The organism is Streptomyces sp. NPDC042100 (assembly GCF_055582325.1).
This window is the reverse complement of record NZ_JBVJDK010000002.1, coordinates 276,476-288,349: the sequence shown is the minus strand read 5'-3', so window position 1 is coordinate 288,349 and position 11,874 is coordinate 276,476. Positions and strand designations below refer to the sequence as shown.

Genomic DNA, 11,874 nt, shown 5'->3' with positions numbered 1-11,874 from the left:
GTCGCCGGGCCACGCGTAAGGCCACGTCGCCGGAGCCGGTGGTCGAGGCCGCGCCGGTCGTGGAGGCCGCCGAGGCTGCCGCGCCGGTCGCCGAGGCTCCCGCCCCGGCCGCCGAGGAGGCCGCCCCCGCCCCGCGCACCCGTCGCCGGGCCACGCGTAAGGCCACGTCGCCGGAGCCGGTGGTCGAGGCCGCGCCGGTCGTGGAGGCCGCCGAGGCTGCCGCGCCGGTCGCCGAGGAGGCCGCTCCGGCCCCGCGCACCCGTCGCCGCGCCACCCGCAAGGCCGCCGCGCCCGTCGTCACCCCCGACGCCGCCGCCGAGATCGCCGCCGAGACCTCCGGCGAGGCGCTGCCCGCGGACACCGTCGAGGAGATCGCCTCGCACGCCGCCGAGGTCGCCGCCGCCGAGCAGGCCGCCAGCCGTGGCCGCACCCGCCGCCGCGCCACCTCGCCGCAGTTCACCGCCGAGCCGTCCGCCGAGGCCGAGGCGCCCCGCACCCGCCGTGCCGCGCGTCCCGCCGTCGCCGTGTTCCAGCCGCCGGTCTTCACCGAGCCGATGTTCCAGACGCCGGAGACGGCCGCGTACATCGCCGCCGCCGAGGCCGCCGAGGACGAGGCCGAGGAGGAGCTCACCGAGGACGCCGAGGTCGCGGAGGCCGTCGCCGAGGCCGTCGTGGAGGCCCCCGAGGCCGCCGAGACCGGCTCGCGCCGCCGCCGTCGCCGCCGTGGCGAGCCCGTCGCCGTCGAGCCCGTCCCGGCCACCGTCGCCGACGAGCCCGAGGTCGAGTCCACCCCCGAGGCGGAGGAGGCCGTCGACGCCGCCGAGGCCGACGACACCGACGACTACGAGGACCGCCCGTCCCGCCGTCGCCGCCGGGGCGGCCGTCGCCGTCGCCGCGGCGAGCTCGCCGAGATCGAGGAGGCCGAGGAGGCGGAGGAGTCAGGGGAGGCCGACGAGGCCGACGAGCTCCACGCCGAGGACGAGGCCGAGGACGCCGAGGACGACGGCACCGCCGCGGGCAGCAGCAGCTCCCGCCGTCGCCGCCGTCGCCGTCGCCGCAGCGGTGACGCCTCCACCGACGCCGAGGGCACCGACGAGGACGGCGTCCGCACGGTCGTCAAGGTCCGCGAGCCCCGCCCGGCGCGCGAGAAGGGCGAGCCCTCCGACGAGGTCCAGTCCATCAAGGGCTCCACCCGCCTGGAGGCCAAGAAGCAGCGCCGCCGCGAAGGCCGCGAGCAGGGCCGCCGCCGCGTCCCGATCATCACCGAGGCCGAGTTCCTGGCCCGCCGCGAGGCCGTCGAGCGCGTGATGGTCGTCCGCCAGAACGGCGAGCGCACCCAGATCGGCGTCCTGGAAGACAACGTGCTCGTCGAGCACTACGTCAACAAGGAGCAGGCCACCTCGTACGTCGGCAACGTCTACCTGGGCAAGGTCCAGAACGTGCTGCCGTCGATGGAGGCCGCCTTCGTCGACATCGGCAAGGGCCGCAACGCCGTCCTGTACGCCGGCGAGGTCAACTTCGAGGCGCTCGGCATGGGCCACGGCCCGCGCCGCATCGAGGCCGCCCTCAAGTCCGGCCAGTCGGTCCTGGTGCAGGTCACCAAGGACCCGATCGGCCACAAGGGCGCCCGCCTGACCAGCCAGGTCTCGCTGCCCGGCCGCTACCTCGTGTACGTGCCCGAGGGCTCGATGACCGGCATCAGCCGCAAGCTGCCGGACACCGAGCGCGCGCGCCTGAAGACCATCCTCAAGAAGATCGTCCCCGAGGACGCGGGCGTCATCGTGCGCACCGCCGCCGAGGGCGCGAGCGAGGACGAGCTGCGCCGCGACGTCGAGCGCCTGCAGGCGCAGTGGGCCGACATCCAGAAGAAGGCCGCGCAGATCTCGACGTCCTCGCCGAGCCTGCTCTACGGCGAGCCCGACATGACCGTCCGGGTCGTCCGCGACATCTTCAACGAGGACTTCTCCAAGGTCATCGTCAGTGGCGACGACGCCTGGGACACCATCCACGGCTACGTCAACCACGTCGCCCCGGACCTGGCCGACCGCCTGTCCAAGTGGACCAGCGAGGTCGACGTCTTCGCGACGTACCGGATCGACGAGCAGCTGATGAAGGCGCTGGACCGCAAGGTCTGGCTGCCCTCCGGCGGCTCCCTGGTGATCGACAAGACCGAGGCGATGATCGTCGTCGACGTCAACACCGGCAAGTTCACCGGCCAGGGCGGCAACCTCGAAGAGACCGTGACGAGGAACAACCTCGAAGCGGCCGAGGAGATCGTGCGCCAGCTCCGGCTGCGCGACCTGGGCGGCATCGTCGTCATCGACTTCATCGACATGGTCCTGGAGTCCAACCGCGACCTGGTGCTGCGCCGCCTCCTGGAGTGCCTGGGCCGGGACCGGACCAAGCACCAGGTGGCCGAGGTCACCTCGCTCGGCCTGGTCCAGATGACCCGCAAGCGGGTCGGCCAGGGCCTCCTGGAGTCCTTCTCCGAGACCTGTGTCCACTGCAACGGGCGCGGCGTCATCGTCCACATGGAGCAGCCCGCCACCCACGGTGGCGGCGGTGGCGGCAAGCGCTCGAAGAAGCGCGGCCGAGGCGGCGACGGACACGCCCACGAGCACGAGCACGCCCACGAGACCGAGGTCCACGAGACCCCGGCCGAGACCGAGGCCGAGCTGGCCGCCGAGCTCGCCGCCCCGGTGGCGTTGCCCGAGCCGATCGCCGCGGACGAGGAGCTGTACGGCAGCGCCGCGGAGGCCGAGGCCGCCGCGACCCGTGGCCGTGGCCGCCGCCGGGCGACCCGCCGGGCGACGGCGCCGGAGCGGGCCGCCGCGCCGGCCGTCACCGAGACGGAGACCTTCGAGGTCGTCGTCCCGGAGGCGAAGGCCGAGCCGACGCCGGAGCCCGTCGCCGAGGCCCCGGCCCCCGTCGCCGAGGCCCCGGCCGTCGAGGCCGCCCCGGTGGCCGAGGAGCAGGCGCCCGAGGCGCCCGCGCCCCGGACCCGCCGCCGTGCCACCCGTAAGGTGTCCGCCCCGGTGGTCTCCACCCCGGAGCCGGTCGCCGAGACGGTGGCCGAGCCCGTCGCCGCCGAGGAGGCCCCGGCGCCCGCCGCCGAGGCAGCCCCGGTCGCCGAGCCCGCCGTCGAGGAGGCCCCCGTGGCCGCCCCGCCGAGGGCCCGCCGCCGGGTGGTCCGCAAGGCCACCGCGCCGGCCGGCGCGCCCGCCGGCGCCGAGGAGGCCGCCGTGCTCGTGGTGGCTTCGGCCCCCGCCGCCGAGGCGCCCGCCGAGGCTCCGGCCGACGCGGCTCCCGCCGAGGCCGAGGCCGCTCCGGCGGCCAAGAAGGCGGTCCGCAAGACGGCCGCCAAGAAGGCCACCGCCAAGAAGGCCGCCACGAAGAAGACGGCGGCCAAGAAGACGGCGGCGAAGAAGACGACGACCGCCAAGAAGGCCGTGAAGAAGACCGCGGCCCCCGCGCAGGACTGACCCAGTCCCCGACGCAGTCCGTGTGGACCGTCCTCCTCCCGGGGACGGTCCACACGGTTTTGACCCCGATCGGAAACCAGGAACAGCCCGATGAACAACACCCCCGCCCCCCAGGTGCGCAAGGCCGTCATCCCCGCCGCCGGTCTCGGCACGCGCTTCCTTCCCGCCACGAAGGCCACGCCCAAGGAGATGCTGCCGGTCGTCGACAAGCCGGCCATCCAGTACGTGGTGGAGGAGGCGGTCTCGGCGGGTCTGTCGGACGTCCTGATGATCACGGGCCGCAACAAGCGCCCGCTTGAGGACCACTTCGACCGGAACTACGAGCTGGAGGAGGCGCTCACCCGCAAGGGCGACGACGAGCGCCTCGCCCGGGTCCAGGAGTCCAGCGAGCTGGCGACCATGCACTACGTGCGCCAGGGCGACCCGCGCGGGCTCGGCCACGCCGTGCTGTGCGCGCAGCCGCACGTCGGCGACGAGCCCTTCGCGGTGCTCCTCGGCGACGACCTGATCGACCCGCGCGACCCGCTGCTCGCCCGGATGCTGGAGGTCCTGGCGGCCGGCGGCGGCAGCGTCGTCGCGCTCATGGAGGTCGACCCGGCGCAGATCCACCTGTACGGCTGCGCTGCCGTCGAGCCGACCGCCGACGCCGACGTCGTACGCATCACCGGGCTGGTCGAGAAGCCGGACCCGGCGGACGCGCCGAGCAACTACGCGATCATCGGCCGCTACGTCCTGGACCCGGCCGTCTTCGGCGTCCTCGGCGAGACCGAGCCGGGCCGGGGCGGCGAGATCCAGCTCACCGACGCCCTCCAGAAGATGGCGGCGGACGAGACGCTGGGCGGCCCGGTGCACGGCGTGGTCTTCAAGGGCCGCCGCTACGACACCGGCGACCGGGGCGACTACCTGCGGGCCATCGTGCGGCTGGCCTGCGAGCGCGAGGACCTGGGGCCGGACTTCCGTGCCTGGCTCAAGGGCTTCGTCGCGGAGACCTCCGCGGCCGACGCCGCGGGCGACCCGGCTGGGATTTGACCCCCTGCGGGAGCCGCCCGTAACCTAGACCGTCGGCGTGTCTGATTGCGCCACACCCTCTGAGCACCTCCCTCCCGGTCTCCGGGAGAGGCCGCTCGACCGATTCCGGACCGCCGGGCCCCAGGCTCGCGCGTGCGGGCGGCTGGCATCAGAGGTCCCGATTTCCGAGTGAGAGAGAGATCCGCGTGTACGCCATCGTGCGCAGCGGTGGTCGCCAGCACAAGGTTGCTGTCGGCGACATCGTTGAGGTTGACAAGATTTCCACCGCCAATGTTGGCGACACGGTCGAGCTCTCGACCCTGCTCGTCGTCGACGGCGACGCCGTGACCAGCGACCCGTGGGTCCTGGCCGGCATCAAGGTCGAGGCCGAGGTCGTGGACCACCACAAGGGCGCCAAGATCGACATCCTGCGCTACAAGAACAAGACCGGCTACCGCCGTCGCCAGGGTCACCGTCAGCAGTACACGGCGATCAAGGTCACGTCCATCCCGACGGCCGCGAAGTAAAGAGGGACTGAGCAATGGCACACAAGAAGGGCGCATCGTCCACCCGGAACGGTCGCGATTCCAACGCCCAGCGGCTCGGCGTGAAGCGCTTCGGCGGTCAGGTCGTCAACGCGGGTGAGATCCTGGTCCGCCAGCGTGGCACCCACTTCCACCCCGGTTCGGGTGTGGGCCGTGGCGGCGACGACACGCTGTTCGCCCTGCAGGCCGGTTCGGTGCAGTTCGGCACCTTCCGTGGCCGCAAGGTCGTGAACATCGTTCCGGTCGCCTGATCGGAAGCTTTGCGGAGGCGGACCTCACTTCCCGTTAGGGAAGCGGGTCCGCCTTTCGCGTGTTACTAGATAGACATTCCACCTGTTTTTTGCGTATCTGGAGGCACAGAACCATGACCACCTTCGTGGACCGCGTCGAGCTGCACGTCGCCGCGGGTAACGGGGGCCACGGCTGCGCCTCCGTCCACCGGGAGAAGTTCAAGCCGCTCGGCGGCCCGGACGGCGGCAACGGCGGCCGGGGCGGCGACGTGATCCTGGTCGTCGACCAGGCCGTCACCACACTCCTGGACTACCACCACTCGCCGCACCGCAAGGCCACCAACGGGCAGCCCGGCGCCGGTGACAACCGCTCCGGCAAGGACGGCCAGGACCTCGTCCTGCCCGTGCCCGACGGCACCGTCGTCCTCGACAAGGCGGGCAACGTCCTCGCCGACCTGGTCGGCCAGGGCACCACGTACATCGCGGGCCAGGGCGGCCGAGGCGGCCTCGGCAACGCGGCGCTGTCCTCCGCCCGCCGCAAGGCCCCCGGCTTCGCGCTGCTCGGCGAGCCCGGCGAGGCCGGCGACGTCGTCCTGGAGCTCAAGACGGTCGCCGACGTGGCGCTCGTCGGCTACCCGAGCGCGGGCAAGTCCTCGCTGATCTCCGTCCTGTCGGCCGCCAAGCCGAAGATCGCGGACTACCCGTTCACGACGCTCGTCCCGAACCTGGGCGTGGTCACGGCCGGCTCGACCGTCTACACCATCGCCGACGTCCCCGGCCTGATCCCCGGCGCCAGCCAGGGCCGCGGCCTGGGCCTGGAGTTCCTGCGCCACGTCGAGCGCTGCTCGGTCCTCGTCCACGTCCTCGACACGGCGACGCTGGAGTCCGACCGCGACCCGGTCTCCGACCTCGACATCATCGAGGAGGAGCTGCGGCAGTACGGCGGCCTTGAGGACCGCCCGCGCCTGGTGGTCCTCAACAAGATCGACATCCCGGACGGCCAGGACCTCGCGGACATGATCCGCCCGGAGCTCGAAGAGCGCGGCTACCAGGTGTACGAGGTCTCCGCCGTGGCCCGTACGGGCCTCAAGGAGCTGTCCTACGCCCTCGCAGGCATCGTCGGCCAGGCCCGCGCGGCCAAGCCCGTGGAGGAGGCGACCCGTATCGTCATCCGCCCGAAGGCGGTCGACGACGCCGGCTTCACCGTCACGTACGACCAGACCGAAGAGGTCTACCGGGTGCGCGGCGAGAAGCCCGAGCGCTGGGTCCGCCAGACCGACTTCAACAACGACGAGGCCGTCGGCTATCTGGCCGACCGCCTCAACCGCCTCGGCGTCGAGGACGCGCTGATGAAGGCCGGCGCCCGCGCCGGGGACGGCGTGGCGATCGGCTCCGAGGAGAACGCGGTCGTCTTCGACTGGGAGCCCTCGATGATGGCCGGCGCCGAGATGCTCGGCCGCCGAGGCGAGGACCACCGCCTGGAGGCCCCCCGCCCCGCCGCCCAGCGCCGCCGCGACCGCGATGCGGAGCGCGCCGACCCGCAGCGCGAGTACGACGAGTTCGACCCGTTCTAGGCGAACGGCCGCCGTACGGCGAAGGCCCCTGCCGGGTGTACCGGTGGGGGCCTTCGCCGTACGGCGGAGGCGCTCCTCGTACGACGAAGGCCCCCGCCGGGATGTCCGGCGGGGGCCTTCGGTGCGTCAGGTGCGGGTCATGCGACCGGGTTGGGCTCCGGGGTCGTGCCGCGCTCCGCGGACGTGCCTCGGGTCGGCTTCTCCGGCTGCTCCGGGGCGTCCGTGGCCCCGGGAGCCTCGGCGGCGCCCTCGGGCTGTGCGGAGTCCTCGGGCTTCGTCGGCTCCGCCGGGTCGCCCGAGCCGAAGTCCGGCTTGGCGCGCAGCAGCGGCAGGATCATGATGCCGATGAAGATCGGGCCGATCATGTAGCGCCACAGCGGGGCCGGGTTGGCCGCCAGGACGGTCAGCTGGAGGCCCAGCGTGACCGACAGCAGCGCCAGCGTGCCCTTGGCCTTCGTGCGGCGGCGGAACAGCAGGACGATCGCGTACGTGGCGTAGCACCAGATCGCGCCGCGGAACAGCAGCCACTGGAGCTGCGGCACCTTGAAGGCGCGCCACGAGAAGTCGGCGACCGCGTGCAGCGGCTCGGACAGCGGGCGGATCTTCAGCTTCGAGCGGTACTCGCTGTGCTTGATGTCCTCGTTCCACTTGAGGTAGCTGAACAGCGTCTTCGAGGTCTGCGGGTCGCTCAGCAGCGTGTTCGCCCGCAGTTCCTTCGGGCCGGGGAAGACGGCCCAGGCGATGTGCGCGCGGCACACGCGGGCGCCGATGACCAGGTCCGGGGTCCGCTTCAGGACCCGCTGCCACAGGGCCATCAGCTCGTCGTTGCGCTCGGCCGCGAGCGGCCGGTTCATCGGCGGGGACTCCATCGCCCAGTCGGCGTTGTAGCAGTTGGCCGCGCGGCCCTTCCAGTGGGACAGCGGCGCGATGCTGGCCATCAGCGCCTTGTCCTCCTTGGTGAAGAAGCCGGGGCGCTGCCCGTAGGCGACCGCGATGTCCGCGTAGAAGAAGGCGTACACGGCGTCCTTCGGCGGGGTCTTCACCCCGGCCGACGGGTAGATCACGCTGGTCAGCAGGCCGAAGATGAGCACCGGCACGGCCGTCGCCGCGAGCACCCAGCGGCGCATCGACGGCAGCGCGATCAGCAGGATGGGCGCGGCCACGACCGCGACCAGCATGCCGTTGTTGCGGAAGACCGCGAGCATCAGGAAGCCCAGGAAGAGCAGCCCGACGGTGCGGTAGAAGGCCTTGTCCCGGACGGCCTGACGGCCGGCGGCCCGCCGCGCGGCGAGCCGGCCCGCCGCGCCGAAGGCGAGGATCGCGCCGATGACGAACGGCACGTCCTTCCAGACGAAGATCACGAAGACGGCGGTCGGCGGCAGCAGCGCCGGCACGCTCGTGGCGACGGCCGCCCACCGCTGCCGCACCCCCCAGTCCCGGAGGGTGACGGAGCAGTAGGCGAGCGTCGCGGACATCGCGACCGTCTGGGCCAGCGTCAGGATCCACAGATCACCGGTGGTGTTGAGCGACAGCCACACCAGGCCGTCGTACGCCACCGAGTGGTTCGACTCCCAGTGGTTGGTGGTGACGTGCCACACATAGGTGATCGAGTCGTAGCTCAGGGCGCCGGGGAAGAACGCCGCCCACCAGAGCAGGAACAGGATCTGGGTGGTGGCGAAGACCGCGACGGGCAGTCTGCGCTTCTCCGGGATCCTCTCCCACTGCTTGGTGAGAAAGGCGTTGCGCGGGAGTTTCACACTCGGCTCCGCTGGGCATCGTGGATGGACGTTCGGGACAGTCGAACAGGTTAGTCGGTTCAGACCGTCTGTCGATCACGCGGGGCGGCCTCGGACGCCTCCGGCTGCCCCGGACGCGGTGCCACCGGGCGCTCCCCGAGCGGGAGAACCGGCGGAACCTCGTCCTGACCCAGGAACACCTTGCGCACCACGCGCTCGGCCGCGCGGCCGTCGTCGAACTCGCAGAAGGTGCGGCGGAACGCGGCGCGGGCCTCGTCCGACTCCGGACCGTTCCAGCGGCCCGAGGTGAAGACCTCCAGGAGCTCGGCCTCCGTCTGCACGGTCAGACCGGGGGAGTCGACGGTGACGTCGAAGTAGGTGCCGCGCGTGGTGCGGTACACCTCCCAGTCGTTCGCGTAGACGACGACCGGCCGGTCGAGGTTCGCGTAGTCGAACATCACCGACGAGTAGTCCGTGAGCAGGCAGTCCGCGGCCAGGTACAGCTCCTCGACCGACGGGTGGGCGCTGACGTCCACGAGCCGCGCGCTGCCGCCGGAGCCGCCGGCCAGCAGGTTCTGGTCGTAGAAGTAGTGCGCGCGCACCAGCAGGGTGAACTCGGAGCCCAGCGTCTCGGCGAAGCGCTCCAGGTCCAGCATCTGCTTGGCACCGTCGTGGTAGTCGCGGTGCGTCGGCGTGTACAGGATGACCTTGGTGCCGTCGGCGATCTTGAGCTTCTTGCGGGCCGCGGCCACGTCGGCGGCGGTCGCGTTCACCAGGCGGTCGTTGCGCGGGTAGCCGTACTCCAGCGCCTCGTAGTACGAGGGGTAGGCGCGGTCCCAGGCGGCGGTGGAGAAGCTGTTGGACGTGAGGCTGTAGTCCCAGCGGTCCACGCGGTCCATCAGGCGCACCAGGTTCATGCCGCCGCGGCCGACCGGGTACTCCGCCAGGTCGACGCCCATGCGCTTGAGCGGGGTGCCGTGGTGGGTCTGCAGGTGGACCTGGCCCTCGCGCTTGACGATGGAGGGCGGGAAGTTCACGTTGTTGACGAAGTACTTGCCGCGCGCCATGGCCTTCCAGAAGCCCAGCGAGCCCGGGTGCACGGTCGGCACGCCCTTCGGCGGGCGGCTGGTGGCGTCGTTCTTGAGGATCCACACCGCCTTCATGCCCGGCGCGAGTTCCTTCATCTTCTCGTGGATCGCCGCCGGGTTGCAGGAGTAGGCGCCGTTCCAGTACGCGGCGAAGACGGCCACGTCCTGCTGGACCGGGAGCATCCGTTGGGCGCGGTAGTAGGTCTGCAGGATGCGCTTGCGCAGCTTCTTCTTGAGCTTCGCGGGCACCGACTTCTTCTGCTTCAGCGAGCGGACCGTCTTGCGGGCCTTGGCCCGGTGCTTGGCCGGGATCATCTGCGCCTTGCTCTTCGGCGCGGGGCGGTGGCCCTGCGGCCGGTGCCGCGCCTCGGCCTCGGCCCAGCGCTCGCGGAACTCGGCGCGGGCGTCGTCGGGCAGCCGGCCGGGGGAGGCGTCGACGACCCGGAAGTGGTTGACCATGCGCTCGTAGAGCACGCCCTGCCACTCCGCGAACCGAGGGTTGTCGGCGAGGAACGCGAAGACCAGGTCGTACTGGTCGAAGACGTCGAAGTGCTTGCGGCTGGTGCTGTGCAGGATGCTGCCCTGGCGCCGCTGGCGGTAGTAGACGCAGACGCGGTCGAGCACGGAGATGGTCTCCGCGGCGATCATGACCGGGTACGTCCAGGGGGTGTCCTCGTAGTAGCCGGACGGGTACTGGAAGCCCCACCGGTCGAGGAAGTCACGGCGGTACGCCTTGTTCCACGCGACCTGGAGCAGGTTCAGCAGCTCCGGCTGGTCGCTGAGCGAGAAGACGCCCTTCTTGGCCGCCTCGGCCAGCACGTCGGCGCGGGAGTTCGGCGTGATGCGGCCGTCCCAGTGCGTGCGGGAGTAGTCGAAGACGACGAGGTCGGGGTCGTCCGTCTCGGCGATGCGGCGGGCGATGGCCTGGAGCGAGCCGGGCAGCATCGTGTCGTCGCTGTCGAGGAAGAGCAGGTACTTGCCCTTGGCGCGGGCCATGCCGGCGTTGCGCGCCCGGCCCAGGCCGACGTTCTGCTCCAGGTGCATCGCCACGACCCGGGGGTCGGCCTTGGCGTACTCGTCGATGATCTCGCCGCAACCGTCCGGCGAGCAGTCGTTGACGACGAGCAGCTCGTAGTCGCGGAACGACTGCTCCAGCACCGAGTCCAGGCAGTCCCGCAGGAACGCCTGCACCTTGTACGTGGGAACGACGATGCTGAACAGGGGTGCTTCGGAGCCGGAGGAGGGTTGCGTCTGTGTCATCTCAGTACCGTGAAATCTGATGGGGGAGACAGGGCATGACCGCCGGGTCAGCGCTGACCCGTGGACAGGGCGTAGCCGAGGAGCGTGCGTATGGTCTTCGTCTGGCCGTGGCGCAGTGCCCCGGGAACCATTGTCAGCGCGTGCAGTCGCATGGACAGGTGCCGACGCGCGGCGCGCGCGGCCTTCGGCCAGCCGTGGGCGTCGAGTTCGTCGGCCACCTCGTTGAAGAAGCGGACCGCCTCGCCGAAGCGGGCGCCGGAGACGGCCTCCGCCGACGAGAGGCTTCCCGAGTGGCGCCGGTAGCGGAAGGCCGGGGTCGGCTCGACCACCAGCCGCTCGCCGCGCCTGATCAGCTCGATGATCAGCGCCAGGTCCTGGATGACCGAGAGGTCCTCCCGGAAGCTGACCGCCTTGACGGCGTCGGCGCGCCACACGATGGACGGGAAGTAGAGCCAGTTGCCGCCGAGCAGGTTCGCGGCCAGCGGCTCGCCGGACAGGACCAGCCGGCGGCCCTCGTCCTTCGGCGCGTACAGCCGCTTCTTGACCTCGTCGCCCAGCGAGGTGGAGGGGGCGCCGTTCTCGTCGATGACCTCGACGCCCGGCTGGTAGATCGCCGCGCCGGGCTCGGCCTCGATCGCGGCCCGCATGGTCTCGACGTAGGTCGGCAGCAGCAGGTCGTCGCTGCCGAGCATCGAGAAGTGCGTGGACTCCACGAGATCCACGCACTTGCGGAAGTTCTTGGTGATGCCGAGGTTCTGTTCGTTGCGCTGGTAGCGCACCCGGGGATCGCCGAGGGAGGCGAACCACTCGGGGACGCCCTCCTCCCGGCCGTCGTCGACGACGGTCAGCCGCCAGTCCTCGTCGGTCTGGTCGAGCACACTGCGGACGGCGGCCTGCATCAGGCCGGTGTCGCCGTAGTGCGGCAGCATGATGTCCAGGGTGCGCACCGAC

At 71.7% G+C, this 11,874-nt stretch carries 8 protein-coding genes; 5 read left to right on the top strand and 3 right to left on the bottom strand.

Annotated elements, in window-relative coordinates; genetic code table 11:
- The 5 genes from ACZ6J5_RS05545 to obgE form a co-directional block, all read left to right on the top strand.
- A partial coding sequence (locus ACZ6J5_RS05545; protein WP_469387892.1) for an Rne/Rng family ribonuclease occupies positions 1 to 3,482 on the top strand: 3,482 nt, incomplete at its 5' end.
- Between the two features lie 90 nt (positions 3,483 to 3,572).
- A complete protein-coding gene (gene galU / locus ACZ6J5_RS05540; RefSeq protein WP_469387889.1) occupies positions 3,573 to 4,511 on the top strand; it encodes a UTP--glucose-1-phosphate uridylyltransferase GalU in 939 nt (312 codons plus the stop codon).
- 185 nt (positions 4,512 to 4,696) lie between these two features.
- Positions 4,697 to 5,017: a 50S ribosomal protein L21 gene (gene rplU, locus ACZ6J5_RS05535; RefSeq protein ID WP_362479972.1), complete on the top strand. Its 321-nt coding sequence runs from the start codon at positions 4,697 to 4,699 to the stop codon at positions 5,015 to 5,017.
- 14 nt (positions 5,018 to 5,031) lie between these two features.
- A complete protein-coding gene (rpmA, locus tag ACZ6J5_RS05530; RefSeq protein WP_030494090.1) occupies positions 5,032 to 5,286 on the top strand; it encodes a 50S ribosomal protein L27 in 255 nt (84 codons plus the stop codon).
- Positions 5,287 to 5,399: 113 nt separating this feature from the next.
- Positions 5,400 to 6,839, top strand: coding sequence for a GTPase ObgE (gene obgE, locus ACZ6J5_RS05525; RefSeq protein WP_469387886.1), 1,440 nt, complete (start codon positions 5,400 to 5,402; stop codon positions 6,837 to 6,839).
- A 137-nt stretch (positions 6,840 to 6,976) separates the two neighbouring features.
- Here obgE and ACZ6J5_RS05520 read toward each other — a convergent pair whose 3' ends face one another.
- Genes ACZ6J5_RS05520 through ACZ6J5_RS05510 form a run of 3 tightly spaced genes read right to left on the bottom strand, consistent with a single transcriptional unit; the run spans position 6,977 to position 11,870 of the window.
- Positions 6,977 to 8,596, bottom strand: coding sequence for a hypothetical protein (locus tag ACZ6J5_RS05520; RefSeq protein ID WP_469387884.1), 1,620 nt, complete (start codon positions 8,594 to 8,596; stop codon positions 6,977 to 6,979).
- 59 nt (positions 8,597 to 8,655) lie between these two features.
- Complete coding sequence (locus tag ACZ6J5_RS05515) at positions 8,656 to 10,923, bottom strand: bifunctional glycosyltransferase/CDP-glycerol:glycerophosphate glycerophosphotransferase (protein ID WP_469387883.1); 2,268 nt, start codon at positions 10,921 to 10,923, stop codon at positions 8,656 to 8,658.
- 47 nt (positions 10,924 to 10,970) lie between these two features.
- Positions 10,971 to 11,870 (bottom strand): glycosyltransferase family 2 protein, encoded by a 900-nt coding sequence (locus tag ACZ6J5_RS05510; RefSeq protein WP_469387881.1) that lies wholly within the window; start codon positions 11,868 to 11,870, stop codon positions 10,971 to 10,973.
- Between the last annotated feature and the right edge of the window lie 4 nt (positions 11,871 to 11,874).